General features: G+C 72.5%; 1 protein-coding gene. It reads left to right on the forward strand.

Annotated features, from left to right (window positions below):
* The first annotated feature begins 37 nt into the window (after positions 1-37).
* On the forward strand, positions 38-16,567 hold the full coding sequence (locus ACFYYT_RS00960) for a type I polyketide synthase (RefSeq protein WP_388606720.1): 16,530 nt from the start codon (positions 38-40) through the stop codon (positions 16,565-16,567).
* The last annotated feature ends 68 nt before the right edge of the window (positions 16,568-16,635 follow it).

Consider the following 16,635-nt stretch of genomic DNA (forward strand, 5'->3'; position numbering starts at 1 on the left):
ACCCTGTCAGTGCCGCTAAGGAATGGACCCGCCGCGCATGCCGAATGAAGAGAAGCTCTTCGACTACCTCAAGCGCGTGACCGCCGAGCTGAAGGAGACGAAGTCACGGCTGAAGGCCGTGGAGTCGGCCGGCAGCGAGCCGGTGGCGATCGTCGGGATGAGCTGCCACCTTCCCGGCGGTGTCGACTCTCCCGAGGACCTGTGGCGGCTGCTCTCCGAAGGCGGCGACGCCATCACGGGCCTGCCCGCCGACCGCGGCTGGGATCCCGCCTCGCTGATCGACGTGACCGGCGAGCGCCCCCGCTCCTCGTACGTGGCCGAGGGTGGATTCCTGCACGACGCGGGGAAGTTCGACGCCGGCTTCTTCGGGATTTCCCCGCGCGAGGCCCTGGCCATGGACCCGCAGCAGCGGCTGCTCCTGGAGACCTCCTGGGAGCTGTTCGAGCGCTCCGGCATCAACCCCACCGCGCTCCGTGGCAGCGACACCGGTGTCTTCGTGGGCTCCAGCTTCCACGGGTACGGCGACCCGGCCACCGCCCCCGAAGAGGCGCTGGGCTATCTGCTCACCGGCCGCGCCGACAGCGTCATCTCGGGCCGGATCTCGTACACACTGGGCCTCGAAGGGCCGTCCCTCACGGTCGACACGGCGTGCTCGTCGTCGCTGGTGGCGCTGCACCTGGCGATCAACGCGCTGCAGCTCGGCGAGTGCTCGATGGCGCTCGCGGGCGGCGTGATGATCATGTCGACGCCCGAAGTCTTCGTGGGGCTCAGCCGGCAGCAGGGTCTGGCACGGGACGGCCGCTGCAAGGCGTTCGCCGCCTCTGCCGATGGCATGAGCGCGGCGGAGGGCGTGGGCCTGCTGTTGGTGGAGCGGCTCTCGGACGCGCGCCGCAACGGCCACCAGGTGCTGGCCGTGATCCGTGGTTCGGCGGTCAACCAGGACGGCGCCTCCAACGGTCTGACCGCGCCCAACGGCCCCGCGCAGCAGCGTGTGATCCGGCAGGCCCTGGAGAGCGCCGGGCTTGTTCCCGCGCAGGTGGACGTGGTCGAGGCGCACGGCACGGGTACCAAGCTGGGCGACCCGATCGAGGCGGATGCGCTGCTGGCGACGTACGGCCAGGACCGGCCCGAGGGCGAGCCGCTGCTGCTCGGCTCGCTGAAGTCGAACATCGGTCACACGCAGGCTGCCGCGGGTGTGGCGAGTGTGATCAAGATGGTCGAGGCGATGCGGCACGGTGTGGTGCCCAAGACGCTGCACGTCGACGAGCCCACGCCGCATGTGGACTGGACCGCCGGTGCCGTGGAGCTGGTGACCGAGGAGCGTCCGTGGCCCGAGACGGGCCGCGCACGCCGTGCGGGCGTGTCGTCGTTCGGTGTGAGCGGGACCAACGCGCACGTCATCATCGAGCAGGCCCCGGCCGAGGAGACCCCCGAAGCCGAGATCGAGTCCGGTCCGGCCGGCCTCGTCTCCGGCGGTGGTGTCGTCCCGTGGGTGCTCTCGGGCAAGTCGGCAGCCGGGCTGCGCGGGCAGGCGGAGCGCCTGCACCCGTTCGTCACCTCCTCCCAGGCATCGATCGCCGACCTGGGCTGGTCGCTGGCATCTTCGCGGGCGGCACTCGGGCACCGCGCCGTGCTGCTCGGCGCGGACCAGGAGGAACTGCTCACCGCCTTACGGGCCCTGGAAGAAGGCGAACCGGCGGCTGGCGTGGTCACGGGCGTGGCGTCGGAAGGCGCTTCGGACGTGGTGTTCGTCTTCCCGGGTCAGGGTTCGCAGTGGGCCGGGATGGCGGTAGGCCTCCTGGAATCCTCGCCGGTGTTCGCGGAGCGGTTCGGTGCGTGCGCGGCCGCGCTGGAGCCGTATGTCGACTGGGTTCCGGTCGATGTTCTGCGGGAGCGCGAGGGTGCGCCGTCGTTGGACCGGGTGGATGTGGTCCAGCCGATGCTGTGGGCGGTCATGGTGTCGCTCGCGGCGGTGTGGCGTGCGTCGGGTGTCCGGCCCGCTGCTGTAGTGGGCCACTCCCAGGGTGAGTTGGCGGCTGCCGTGGTCGCGGGGGTGCTGTCGGTCGAGGACGGTGCTCGGATCGTCGCGCTGCGCAGCCGGCTGATCGGCCGGGAGTTGGCGGGTCTGGGCGGCATGGTGTCGGTGGCGGTCGGTGAGGCCGTGGCGGAGGAGCTGATCGAGCCGTGGGCGGGCCGGATCAGTGTCGCCACGGTCAACGGCCCGCGGTCGACGGTCGTCGCCGGTGAGGCCGAAGCGCTGGATGAGCTGATGGCCGCGTGTGAGCGGGACGGTGTACGGGCCCGTCGCATTCCGGTGGACTACGGCTCCCACACCCCGCAGGTCGAGCAGCTGCGCGAGGCCTTGCTGGAGCTGGCCGCTCCGGTGACGCCGCAAGCGGGCGACGTACCGATGTACTCGACCGTGACGGGTGAGCTCCTGGAGGACGGCGCGGCTGATGCGGAGTACTGGTACCGCAATCTGCGGCAGCCGGTGAGGTTCCTCGACACGGTGCGGGAGCTGATCGCTGCGGGTCACACCACCTTCGTCGAGGTCAGTCCGCATCCGGTGCTGACGTCTTCGGTGGAGGAGACCGGCGAGGCCGTGGGTGCGGAGGTGTACGGGGTCGGCACGCTGCGGCGCGATGAGGGCGGTGTCCGGCGCTTCCTCACGTCGCTGGCGGAGCTGTGGGTGCGGGGTGTGGAGCCGGAGTGGCAGGGTGTGTTCGCCGGCAGTGGTGCATGCCGGGTCGGGTTGCCCACGTACGCCTTCCAACGCGAGCACTACTGGCTGGACGGTGCGGCCGGAACCACCGAGGTGTCCGGGGCCGGTCTCTCCTCGCTCGGTCACCCGCTGCTGGCTGCCGGTATCACGCTCGCGAACGGCGAGGGCCACCTCTTCACGGGCCGCATATCCCTGCGCACGCATTCCTGGCTCGCCGGTCACGCGGTGCTGGGCCGGGTCCTGGTGCCCGGGGCCGCCATGCTCGAACTGATGCTGCGGGCGGGTGAGAGCGTCGGCTGTGACGTCCTTGACGAGCTCGTTCTACAGGCCCCGCTCGTCGTACCGGCCGGCGACGCCGGGGTCGATATCCAGGTCGCCGTCGATTCCCCCGACGAGCAGGGCCGGCGCGCGGCGCGGTTGCACTCCCGGGCGGTGCGGCCGGACCAGGAGGACGATGGCGCGGAGTGGGTCTGCCACGCCGAGGGGCTGCTGATCGCGGCGCCCGCCGCACTCGCCGGTGAGCAGGCCGGGGCGGAGGCCGATGCCGCCTGGCCGCCCGCGGGCGCGGAGGCCGTGGACATCGACGGGTTCTACGACCGCCTGGCAGCCACCGGGTACGGCTACGGGACGGTCTTCCAGGGCCTGCGGGCGGTATGGCGGCGCGGCGAGGAGTTGTTCGCCGATGTCGTACTGCCGGAGGGCGCCGAGCGGGATGCCGGGCGGTTCGGGGTGCACCCCGCGCTGGTCGACGCCGCGCTGCAGACGGGTCTGGTGACGTTGCTGGAGGACGGCGGCGAGCGGATGATGCCGTTCTCCGCCGGCGGGGTTCGCCTCCACGCGACCGGAGCCACCGCGGCACGGGTCCGGCTGACGCCGACGGGCGCCGACTCGATCGCGGTGCGGCTGACCGACGGCACCGGCCTCCCGGTGCTCACCATCGACACGCTCACCTCGCGCCCGCTCACCGCTGACACGCTCTCCGGCCAGAGCGTCGATTCGCTGTACGAAGTCAACTGGGCCCTGATGACGTACGGTTCGGGCGGCCTCGCCGGTGCTCCCGGTTCCGCCGTGGTCCTGGGTGATGATCTGGCGGAGCTCGGTCTGCCGCGTTACGAGGACCTCGCCGCGCTCGCCGAGAGCGTCCGCCGCGGCGGCGCCGTGCCCGCGACCGTGCTGCTGCCCTGCCTGCGGACTCCGGCCGGGGACACCCCCGCCGCCGTCCGCGCGCAGCTGGCCTCCATGCTCGCCACCGTGCAGGAGTGGCTCGGTCTCGCGGAGCTGGAAGAGGCGCGCCTCGCGGTGCTGACCCGCGCAGGCGCTGCCGTGGCACCCGGCGAGCGGCCCGAACCCGGGCAGGCCGCGGTGCAGGGCCTGATCCGCACGGCGTCCTCCGAGCATCCCGGCCGTTTCCTGCTGGCCGACCTGGACGGGGCCCCGGAGTCCGCCGCGGCCCTGCCCGCCGCGGTCGCCGGTGCGGTGGCCGCTGACGAGTCCGCCCTGGCGCTGCGTGCCGGAGCGGTGTACGTGCCCCGGCTCGGCCGGGTCTCCACCACCGGCGCCGGCACTCTGGCCCTGCCCGACGCGGACGTCTGGGGGGTGGAGCTGGAAACGGGCGGCACCCTGGACGGGCTGCGTCTGGTGGCCGCCCCGCGCGCCGCCGAGCCCCTCGGAGCGGGTGAGGTGCGGGTCGCCGTACGTGCCACCGGGGTCAACTTCCGCGATGTACTGGTGGCGTTGGGCGTGGTAGCCAAAACGGCGGGGCTGCCGAGTGCTGACGGCGCCGACGCTGATCCGGATACCGGGACGTTGTTCGGTAGTGAGGGTGCGGGAGTGGTGACCGAGGTGGGCCCTGGTGTTACCGGGCTCGCGGTGGGTGACCGGGTGATGGGTCTGCTGTCGGGTTCGTATGCGGGTCCCTCGGCGGTGGCTGACGGTCGCATGGTGGTGGTGATGCCTGAGGGCTGGTCGTTCGCCCGGGCTGCGTCGGTGCCCGTGACGTTTTTGACCGCCTACTACGCGCTGGTCGATCTTGCCGGGTTGCGTGAGGGTGAGTCGCTGTTGGTGCACGCGGCGGCCGGTGGGGTGGGTATGGCCGCTGTTCAGCTGGCCGGGCATCTCGGGGCCGAGGTGTATGCGACGGCGAGCGAGGCGAAGTGGCCGACGGTTCGCGAGGCGGGTATCGCTGCGGAGCGGCTTGCTTCCTCGCGGAGTGTGGAGTTCGCGGACCGGTTCCTGGAGCACAGCGGGGGCCGGGGTGTTGATGTCGTTCTCAACAGTCTGGCGCGGGAGTTCGTGGATGCCTCGCTGCGGATGCTGCCGCGCGGGGGCCGGTTCCTGGAGATGGGCAAGACCGATATCCGTGATGCCGGCGAGGTGGCGGCCGCCCACTCTGGGGTGCGTTACCGGGCTTTCGATCTTGGTGAGGCGGGTGCCGACCGGCTCGGTGAGATGCTCACGCACTTGGCGGAGCTCTTCGCCCGTGGGGAGCTGGCGCCGTTGCCGGTGACCGCGTGGGATACCCGTCAGGCTCCGCAGGCCTTCCGGCACATGAGTCAGGCCCGGCACATCGGCAAGGTGGTCCTGACGAACCCGCGGGCCGGGCTGACGGGCACGGTGCTGGTGACCGGCGGCACCGGGGTCATCGGGTCGGCGGTGGCCCGCCACCTGGTCTCCGAGCACGGTGTGAAGGATCTGGTACTCACCAGCCGGCGGGGCCCGGACGCCCCGGGCGCTGCGGAGTTGGCCGCCGAACTGACGGCGCTGGGTGCTTCGGTGCGTGTGGTGGCCTGTGACGCCGCTGACCGTGCCGCTCTGGGTGCGCTGCTGGACGGGCTCGACGGGCTGTGCGGTGTGGTGCACGCCGCCGGGGCGCTGGATGACGGTGTCGTCTCCGGGCTGACTCCCGAGCGTCTCGATTCTGTTCTTCGCCCGAAGCTGGACGCGGCCTGGAACCTGCATGAGCTGACTCGTGACCGGGACCTGGCGTTGTTCGTGCTCTTCTCTTCGGCGGCCGGGGTGTTCGGTTCTCCCGGGCAGGGCGGGTATGCGGCGGCGAACTCCTTCCTCGACGCTCTCGCACAGGAGCGGCGCATCCAGGGGCTGCCCGGGCATTCTTTGGCCTGGGGGTTGTGGGCCGATCGCAGTGCCATGACGGGTGCGCTGGGCACGGCCGATCTGGACCGTATGCGTCGGGCTGGTATCAGGCCGCTCGCCACGGAGGAGGGCCTGGCGCTCTTCGATGCCGCGGTGCGCCTGCCGTATCCGTCTACCGTTCCGGTCCGCCTGGATCTGGGCATGCTGCGCGAGCAGCGGCCCTTGGATCCGTTGTTCCGCGCTCTGGTGCGCACGACGGTCAAGCGGGCTGCGGCGAACACTGCGGTGGGTAGTGGTGGCGGGTTGCGTGAGCGGCTTGCCGCGTTGGCTCCGGCTGAGCGGGAGCGTGAGCTGACGGAGCTGGTGCGTGGCCAGGCCGCCCTCGTCCTGGGCCATGGGACTGCGGGCGCGGTGGAGGCCGGACGTGCTTTCCGTGACATGGGCTTCGACTCGCTCACCGCCGTCGAGCTGCGGAACCGGATCGGCTCTGCCACGGGACTGCGTCTGCCGGTGACGGCTGTCTTCGACCACCCGACCCCCGCCTCCCTCGCTGCGGAAGTCGCCGTCCGGCTCGGAGTGGACGCGGGCGTCGCGCCGGTGCGCATCCTCCCGGCCGCCGTGGCTTCGGCCTCGGACGACGACCCGATCGTCATCATCGGCATGAGCTGCCGCTTCCCCGGCGGTGTCGGCTCGCCCGAAGAACTGTGGCAGCTGCTCAGCGACGAGCGCGATGCCATGGGCGACTACCCCACCGACCGCGGCTGGGATGCGGACGCTGTGTTCGACCCTGACCCGGACGGCGTGGGCAGCTCCTACTCCCGTACCGCCGGATTCATCGACGGCGTGGCGGACTTCGACGCGGAGTTCTTCGGGATCTCGCCGCGCGAGGCCCTGGCCATGGACCCGCAGCAGCGGCTGCTCCTGGAGGCCACCTGGGAGGCGCTGGAGCGGGCCGGCATCGACCCCGGCACCCTGCGCGCCACCCCGACCGGCATCTTCATCGGCGGCGCCGTTTCCGGCTACAGCACCGACCTGTTCACCACGGAGGACGGTCTCGACGGGCACCTGCTCACCGGCAACGCGGCCAGCGTGGCTTCCGGCCGCGTCTCCTACACGTTCGGGTTCGAGGGTCCTGCGGTGACGGTGGACACGGCGTGTTCGTCGTCGCTGGTGGCCCTGCACCAGGCGGTGCAGGCTCTGCGGCAGGGCGAGTGCACCCTGGCCGTGGCCGGTGGCGTCGCCGTCATGCCCACTCCTCGACTCCTCGTCTCCTTCAGCAGGCAGCGTGGACTGTCCCAGGACGGCCGCTGCAAGGCGTTCTCCGCGGACGCGGACGGGACAGGCTTCTCCGAGGGCGTGGGCCTGCTGCTGGTGGAGCGGTTGTCGGACGCGCGCCGCAACGGGCACGAAGTGCTCGCCGTGGTGCGGGGCTCCGCGCTCAATCAGGACGGCGCGTCCAACGGCCTGACCGCGCCGAGCGGTCCCGCCCAGCAGCGCGTCATCCGTCAGGCGCTCGCCAACGCCGGGCTCACCCCCGCCGATGTCGACGCCGTCGAGGCGCACGGCACCGGGACCTCGCTCGGCGACCCGATCGAGGCGCAGGCGCTGCTCGCCACCTACGGCCAGGACCGCCCGGAGGACAAGCCGCTGCTGCTCGGCTCGGTGAAGTCCAACATCGGTCACACCCAGGCCGCTGCCGGTGTCGCGGGCGTCATCAAGATGGTCGAGGCGATGCGGCACGGTGTGGTGCCGAGGACGTTGCACGTGGATGAGCCGACGCCGCATGTGGACTGGTCGTCGGGTGCGGTGGAGCTGGTTACGGAGAGTCGTGTGTGGCCGGAGACGGGGCGTCCGCGTCGGGCGGCCGTTTCCTCGTTCGGTATCAGCGGGACGAACGCGCATGTGGTGCTGGAGCAGGCGCCGGCCGATCTGGCGGTTGTGCCCGCCGACGCTTCTGGCGTCGAGTCGACGGGTGCGGTCGTGCCCGTGCCGTGGATGCTGTCGGCGCGTTCTGCTGCGGGGCTGCGGGGGCAGGCCGCGCGGCTGCGGGAGTCCGCGGCCGTGGCGGAGGCGTCCGACGCGGATGTGGCCTGGTCGCTGTTCTCCGCACGGTCCGCCATGGAGCACCGCGCCGTCGTGCTCGGCGGAAACCGCGCCGAGTTCCTGGCGGGCCTTGAGGCCCTGGCCGCCGGAGAGCCGGCCGGGAACGTGGTGCGCGACGTCACCGGGGGTGTCCGTCGCCTGGCTCTGGTGTTTTCGGGTCAGGGGTCTCAGCGGGTCGGTATGGGGCGTGAGTTGGTGTCTCTGCCGGTGTTCGGTGAGGTGTTCGAGGAGGTGTGCGGTGCTTTTGACGGGTTGTTGGAGGTGCCGTTGCGTGAGGTGTTGTGGGCCGGGGAGGGTTCGGACGCTGCGGCTCTGATCGATGAGACGGTCTATACGCAGACGGGTTTGTTCGCTTTTGAGGTGGCGCTGTTCCGGTTGTTGGAGCGGTGTGGGGTGCGTCCTGATTTTGTGATGGGCCATTCGGTGGGTGAGTTGGCTGCCGCGTATGTGGCGGGTGTGTGGTCGCTTGAGGATGCGGTGCGGGTGGTGGCCGCTCGTGGGCGTTTGATGCAGGCGTTGCCCGTGGGTGGGGTGATGGCCTCGTTGGAGGCGTCCGAGGAGCAGGCTCTGGAGTGGATCGCCGGGGCCGGCGTGGGTGGTTCGGTGTCGGTGGGTGCGGTCAACGGCCCTTCTTCGGTGGTTGTTTCGGGCGCCGAGGCGGCTGTGGGGCGGGTGGAGGAGCTGGCGGGGGCTGCCGGGTGCCGTATCCGGAGGCTGCGGGTGAGTCAGGCGTTCCATTCGCCGTTGGTGGAGCCGGTGCTGGAGGAGTTCGCGGCGGTGCTGCGCACGGTGTCCTTCAGTGAGCCGGGCCTGCCGGTGGTGTCGAATGTGACCGGTTCGCTGGCGGAGGCGGGGGAGCTGGCTTCGGTCGATTACTGGGTGCGTCATGCCCGGGAGGCCGTGCGGTTCGGGGACGGTGTGGAGTGCCTGGTCGGCCGGGGTGTGACCGAGTTCGTTGAGGTGGGTCCCGAAGCGGTGCTTTCCGGTCTGGTGCAGGGTCGTGGCGAGGGTGTCGTCGCGATTCCCTCGGTACGGGTGGGGCAGGGTGAGCTGGTCTCGTTCGTTCAGGGCCTGGCACGGCTGCACACCCGGGGCATGGCGGTATCGTGGCCGGGGCTGCGTTCCGGACGCCGGGTCGCGCTGCCCACGTACGCCTTCAGCCGACAGCGCTACTGGCCCCGGCGCTCCGCACCGGCAGGTGTGGACGCGGCCATCGGGTCCGTGGGCCTCGAAACCACAGGACACCCGCTGCTCGGCGCCAGGGTCGGCCTGGCCGCTGGCGACGGCGTGCTCCTCACCGGCAGGCTCTCGCCGGCGGAGCTGCCCTGGCTGGCCGACCACGCGGTGCTCGGCACCGTGCTCTTCCCCGGCGCGGGCTTCGTCGAGATGGCGCTGCGGGCCGGCGACGAGGTCGGCTGCGCCGGCATCGAGGAACTGACGCTGCACGCCCCGCTGGTGCTTCCCGAAGGCGTCACCGCGCGGGTCCAGCTGACGGCGGACGACGCGGACGAGGAAGGACGTCGCCCCTTCGCGGTGTACGCGAGGACCGGCGACGCCGGAGCCTGGGTCACCCACGCCACCGGTGTGCTGTGCCCGGCCCAGGCGGCACCGGAGCCGCTCCCCGCATCCGGGGCGTGGCCGCCGGAGGGCGCCGTACCCGCCCAGGTGGACGGCCTCTACGACACGATGAGGGAGGGTGGCTTCGCCTACGGCCCCAGCTTCCAGGGGCTCACGGCGGCATGGCGCCGCGGCTCCGAGGTGTTCGCCGAGGTGCGGCTGCCCGAGGGCGGCGACGCCGGTGACGCGGGCGACTTCTGCCTGCACCCCGCGGTGCTCGACGCGGCCCTGCACGGCGTGTCCCTGCTGGAGGGCTCCGGCGACAGCGAGTCGCCGCGCGGCCTGCCGTTCGCCTGGGAAGGCGTGCGCCTGTACGCCACGGGTGCGTCCGCCGTACGTGTAAGTCTCGCCCCGGCGGGTGCCGGCGGTGTCACGGTCACCATGACCGACGGTGCCGGGCTGCTGCTGGCCTCCGTCGACAAACTCGTCCTGCGCCCGGTCACCGGCGGCCAGCTGCGCGCCGCGCGCGGTCACAACGACTGGCTGTACCGCACCGGTTGGGCCGAGCTGCCCCCGGTCGAAGGCGACACCGCCCGGCACCGCTGGGCCGTCATCGGTGACGCCGCCGCCGCGCTCACCCGCGCCGCGGACGTCGACAGCGAGGTGTACGGGAATCTCGCGGACCTCGCCGCGGCGATCGACGCGGGAACCGCCGTGCCGGATACCGTCGTCGTCGCCTGCCCCGACTCCTCGGCCGACGTACCGGAGGCCACGAAGGCTGCCACCGGCTGGGCGCTGGAGACGGCGCGGGCCTGGCTCGACGACGACAGGTTCGCCCCGTCCCGGCTGGTGCTGCTCACCCGCAACGCGGCGACCCTCGCGACGGCCACCGACGGACGGGGCCCCGACCCGGCGCATGCCGCGGCCCGCGGTCTGCTGCGCTCGGCCCAGTCCGAACACCCCGACCGCATGGTGCAGTTCGACTTTCCGGCCGGTCCCGCCGATTCCACCGATGGCGCGGCGGCGCTCCTGGTACCGGCTTTCCGGACCGCCCTCGCGGCGGGCGAACCCGAACTGGTCCTCCGCGACGGCGCGTTGTGGGCGCCCCGGCTCGCCCGCGTGGCCCCGGCTGCCCCCGCCGAGCCGACCGAGGACGAGGCGGCCCCGGCCTGGGACCCGAACGGGACCGTCCTCATCACCGGCGGTACCGGCGTCCTCGGCAGTGCCGTGGCCCGTCACCTGGCGGGCGAGCACGGCGTACGCCATCTGCTGCTGCTCGGCCGCCAGGGCCCGCGGGCCGCGGGTGCGCAGGAGCTGGTGGCCGAACTCGCCGCTCTCGGAGCCGAGGCCACGGTCACCGCCTGCGACGTGGCGGACCGGGACGGCCTGGCCGCCGTCCTCGGGGACATCCCTGCCGGGCGGCCACTGCGCGGCGTGGTCCACGCCGCGGGCGTCGTGGACGACGGGGTCATCTCCTCGCTGACCCCCGAGCGGGTCGACACCGTCCTGCGGCCCAAGTCGCAGGCCGCCTGGAACCTGCACGAACTCACTTCGGACCTGGATTTCTTCGTCCTGTTCTCCTCCGCCGCCGGCATCCTCGGCGCGGCCGGCCAGGCCAACTACGCCGCGGCCAACACCTTCCTCGACGCCCTGGCCGCGCACCGCAGGGCCCGAGGGCTCCCCGCGCACGCGCTGGCCTGGGGCCTGTGGGAGCAGCGCAGCACCATGTCGGGCGGCATGAGCGAGCAGGACCTCGCCCGCGCCTCCCGCGGCGGCATGTCGGCCCTGTCCGTCGAGGACGGCCTCGCGCTGTTCGACGCGGCCCTCGCCACGGGCGAACCGGCGCTCGTCCCGATGGCGTTCGACCCGGCCGCCGCCCGTGGTGACGCCGCTGGCATCCACCCGGTGATGCGCGGACTCGTCCGTGCCACCACCCGGCGGGCCACGGGCGCCGAACCCACCGGCGGGCTCCGCCACCGGCTGCGCGCACTGTCCGCCGCCGCCCGCGAAGAGGCGCTGTTGCAGCTGGTGCTGCGGCACGTCACTGCCGCACTCGGCTACGCGCCCGACAGCGGCCTGGACTCCGGCCGGGCCTTCTCCGAGCTCGGATTCGACTCGCTCACCGCGGTGGACCTGCGCAACCAGCTGGCCACGGCCACCGGGGTGCGGCTGCCCGCCACCCTCGTCTTCGACTACCCGACGCCGGTGGCGCTCGCCCGCCACCTGCGCGCCGAACTCCTCGGCGACGAAACCGACGCGGCGGCCCCGGCACCCGTGGCGCCGGTGGCGTCCGGCGAAGACGACCTGATCGCCATCATCGGCATGAGCTGCCGCTACCCCGGCGGCGTCCGCACCCCCGAGGAGCTGTGGCAGCTGGTCGCCGAGGGCAGGGACGGCGTCACGCCGTTCCCGGAGGACCGCGGCTGGGACGTGCGCGAGCTCGTCGACCGGGACGGCCGGCGCGCCAACACCAGCTATGTCGGCGAGGGCGGATTCCTGCACGACGCCGCCGATTTCGACCCCGAGTTCTTCGGGATCTCGCCGCGCGAGGCGCTCGCCATGGACCCGCAGCAGCGGCTCCTCCTGGAAACCACCTGGGAGGCGTTCGAGTACGCGCACATCGACCCCGCAGCCGTGCGCGGCAGCAGGGTCGGCGTGTTCGCCGGGCTCATGTACCACGACTACGCCGCCCGGCTGCACTCCGTCCCCGAGGAGCTCGCGGGCTTCCTCGGCAACGGCAACACCGGCAGCATCGCGACCGGCCGCATCTCCTACACGTTCGGCTTCGAGGGTCCTGCGGTGACGGTGGACACGGCGTGTTCGTCGTCGCTGGTGGCCCTGCACCAGGCGATGCAGGCGCTGCGGCAGGGCGAGTGCACCCTGGCGCTGGCCGGTGGCGTCGCCGTCATGGCGACCCCGGACTCGTTCGTCGAGTTCAGCCGCCAGCAGGGCCTGGCGCCCGACGGCCGCTGCAAGTCCTTCGCGGCCGGCGCCGACGGCACCACCTGGTCGGAGGGCGTGGGCCTGCTCCTGGTGGAGCGGTTGTCGGACGCGCGGCGCAACGGACACGAGGTGCTCGCCGTGGTGCGGGGCTCGGCGGTGAACCAGGACGGCGCGTCCAACGGACTGACCGCGCCCAACGGCCCCTCGCAGCAGCGGGTGATCCGTCAGGCACTGGCCAGTGCGGGCCTGACGGCTGCCGAGGTCGACGTCGTCGAGGCGCACGGCACCGGTACCACGCTCGGCGACCCGATCGAGGCCCAGGCGGTCCTCGCGACCTACGGCCAGGACCGGGCCAGCGAACAGCCGCTCCTGATGGGCTCGTTGAAGTCCAACGTCGGTCACACGCAGGCAGCCGCAGGTGTCGGCGGCATCATCAAGATGGTGCTCGCCCTGCGGCACGGTGTGGTGCCGAGGACGTTGCACGTGGATGAGCCGACGCCGCATGTGGACTGGTCGTCGGGTGCGGTGGAGCTGGTTACGGAGAGTCGTGCGTGGCCGGAGACGGGGCGTGCGCGGCGGGCGGCGGTTTCCTCGTTCGGTATCAGTGGGACGAACGCGCATGTGGTGCTGGAGCAGGCGCCGGCTGATCATCCGGCGGTGCCGGCGGATGTTTCCGCCGTGGAGCCGTCGGGGGAGTCCTCGGGTGCTGTGGTGCCCCTGGTGCCTTGGGTGCTGTCGGCGCGTTCTGCTGCGGGGCTGCGGGGGCAGGCCGCGCGGCTGCGGGAGTCCGCGGCCGTGGCGGAGGCGTCCGACGGGGACGTGGCCTGGTCGCTGCTCTCCGCACGGTCCGCCATGGAGCACCGCGCCGTGGTCATGGGCCACAGCCGCCAGGAGCTCCTGCGCGGCCTCGACGCCGTCATCTCCGGCGAGCCCGACCCGCACACCGTCCTGGACCGCGCGAAGTCGGGTCGATCCCTGGCTCTGGTGTTTTCGGGTCAGGGGTCTCAGCGGGTCGGTATGGGGCGTGAGTTGGTGTCTCTGCCGGTGTTCGGTGAGGTGTTCGAGGAGGTGTGTGGTGCTTTTGACGGGTTGTTGGAGGTGCCGTTGCGTGAGGTGTTGTGGGCCGGGGAGGGTTCGGACGCTGCGGCTCTGATCGATGAGACGGTCTATACGCAGACGGGTTTGTTCGCTTTTGAGGTGGCGCTGTTCCGGTTGTTGGAGCGGTGTGGGGTGCGTCCTGATTTTGTGATGGGCCATTCGGTGGGTGAGTTGGCTGCCGCGTATGTGGCGGGTGTGTGGTCGCTTGAGGATGCGGTGCGGGTGGTGGCCGCTCGTGGGCGTTTGATGCAGGCGTTGCCCGTGGGTGGGGTGATGGTCTCGCTGGAGGCGTCCGAGGAGCAGGCTCTGGAGTGGATCGCCGGGGCCGGGGTGGGTGGTTCGGTGTCGGTGGGTGCGGTCAACGGCCCTTCTTCGGTGGTTGTTTCGGGCGCCGAGGCGGCTGTGGGGCGGGTGGAGGAGCTGGCGGGGGCTGCCGGGTGCCGTATCCGGAGGCTGCGGGTGAGTCAGGCGTTCCATTCGCCGTTGGTGGAGCCGGTGCTGGAGGAGTTCGCGGCGGTGCTGCGCACGGTGTCTTTCAGTGAGCCGGGCCTGGCGGTGGTGTCGAATGTGACCGGTTCGCTGGCGGAGGCGGGGGAGCTGGCTTCGGTCGATTACTGGGTGCGTCATGCCCGGGAGGCCGTGCGGTTCGGGGACGGTGTGGAGTGCCTGGTCGGCCGGGGTGTGACCGAGTTCGTTGAGGTGGGTCCCGAAGCGGTGCTTTCCGGTCTGGTGCAGGGTCGTGGCGAGGGTGTTGTCGCGATTCCCTCGGTGCGGGTGGGGCAGGGTGAGCTGGTCTCGTTCGTTCAGGGCCTGGCACGGCTGCACACCCGGGGCATGGCGGTGTCGTGGCCGGGGCTGCGTTCCGGACGCCGGGTCGCGCTGCCCACGTACGCCTTCGACCGACAGCGCTACTGGCTGGACGCCCCCGCCCCCACCGGTGAGGAGCACACCTCGGAGCTCGACCAGGCCTTCTGGTCCGCGGTGGAGGGCGAGGACATCGAGGTCCTGGCCCGCACCCTTGGTGTCGGCGAGGGTGAGCGACAGGAGCCGCTGCGGGAGATCCTGCCGGTCCTCGCCGACTGGCGCCGCAGGTCCAAGGAGCGTGCGGACCTCGGCGCGCTCTGCTACGACGTGACCTGGCGTTCCCTCGCCGAACCGGCCGCACAGCCGACCGGCACCTGGCTGAAGATCACCGCGGGCGGCACGGCAGCCGCAGCGTGTGTGGCGACGCTGGAGCTGGGCGGCCTCGACGTCGTGACCGTGGACGTCTCCGACGACCTGGCGGGCGCCACGGACCCCGACGCCCTCGCCGAGCGGCTCCGCGCAGTGGTCGCGGACACCCCCGTGCGCGGAGTGCTGTCCCTCCTCGCGCTGGCGCAGGACCAGGACGACGCCTGGCTGCTGGCCGCCACCCACGCGCTGGTGCGCGCCCTGGGCGAGGCGGACGTGCCGGCACCCCTGTGGTGCGTCACCCAGGGCGCCGTCGCCGTCGCCGCAGAGGAGACCAGGCCGGGCCAGGCGCAGGTGTGGGGCCTCGGCCGGGTGGCCGCGCTGGAGCACCCGGAACGCTGGGGCGGTCTCATCGACCTGCCCGAGGAGTTCGGGGCGCGGGACACCGCACGGCTGGGCGCCGTCCTGGCCGGGACCACCGGCGAGGACCAGGTGGCGCTGCGCGTCGGCGGAATCCTCGCCCGGCGACTGCGGCGCGCTCCCCTCCCGGTCGCGGTGGACGGCGCGGACTGGACCCCGCGCGGCACTGCCCTGGTCACCGGCGGCACCGGCGCCCTGGGCGCCCACGTGGCCCGCTGGCTGGCGCGCTCGGGCGTGGAACACCTGGTGCTGACCAGCCGCAGGGGCCGCCAGGCTCCCGGGGCCGCAGCCCTGGAAGCCGAACTGACCGGTCTTGGAGCCGCGGTGACCATCGCCGCGTGCGACGTCGCCGACCGGGGCGCGCTGGACGCTCTGCTCGGCGAGCTCGCCGCCGACGGTGTGCGCGTGACGTCGGTGCTGCACACCGCGGGCGTCTCCCAGTCCAGCCGCATCGACGGGACGCGGGCGCACGAGGTGACCGCCATCAGCGCGGGCAAGACCGACGGCGCACGCCACCTCGACGAAGCCTTCGCCGGCACCGAGCTGGACGCGTTCGTACTGTTCTCCTCCACGGCCGGCGTCTGGGGTGGTGCCGGACAGGGCGCCTACGGCGCCGCCAACGCCTACCTCGACGCGCTCGCCGAACGGCGCAGGGCGCGCGGCGCCGTCGCCACCTCGGTGGCGTGGGGGCCGTGGAGCGAGGGCGGCATGGCGGCCCAGGGCGACGCCGAGGCGCAACTGCGCCGACGCGGCGTGCGGGCGCTCGCACCCGACACGGCGCTGGCCCTGCTCCGGCACGCGATCGGCCGGCGGGTGACATGCCTGACGGTGGCCGACGTCGAGTGGGAGAAGTTCGCCCCGTCGTACACCTCGACGAGGCCCAGCACCCTGCTGTCCGACATACCCGAGGCCGTGCGGGCGCAGGCACCTGCCGAGCCCGCCGAGGACGGCGCCGACGAGCTCGTCCGACGCCTCTCCGGGCTCTCCGGCGCCGAGCGGCAGCAGGCGCTGACCGAGCTGGTGCGCACCCATGCGGCGGTCGTGCTCGGACACACGGGGATCGCGGCGATCGAGGCGGACAAGCCGTTCCGCGACGTGGGCTTCGACTCGCTCGCGGCGGTCGAGTTCCGCAACCGGCTGACCGGGGCCACCGGGCTCGCCGTGTCGGCCACCTCGATCTTCGACTACCCCACCCCGGCCGAACTCGCGGAGCACCTGCGCTCCCAACTGGGCGAGGGCGAACTGTCGGAGAAGTCGGTGCTCGCCGAGATCGACCGTCTCGAGGGAAGGCTCGCCGCGGTCGCGGCCCAGGCCGCCCCCTCACCGGACGTCCTGGCCAGGCTGACGGCCCTGGCGGAGCGCTGGTCCCCAGAGGCGCCCCGCGAGGCGGCGGCCGAGCACCTGCGGTCCGCCTCGCGCGACGAGGTCTTCGACTTCATCGAGAACGAGCTCGGCCTGTGAACCACGGCAGTCCGGGAGACACGAGCGGGCTGGCGCACGACGGCGGGCCCCCGAGCACGAACGAGCCG

Source organism: Streptomyces sp. NPDC002032, from assembly GCF_042890765.1.
GTDB lineage: Bacteria > Actinomycetota > Actinomycetes > Streptomycetales > Streptomycetaceae > Streptomyces.

What these genes read in the sequence shown, in the direction of transcription:
- ACFYYT_RS00960 (WP_388606720.1), top strand. Translation starts at nt 38, where the DNA reads ATGCCGAATGAAGAGAAGCTCTTCGACTACCTCAAGCGCGTGACCGCC.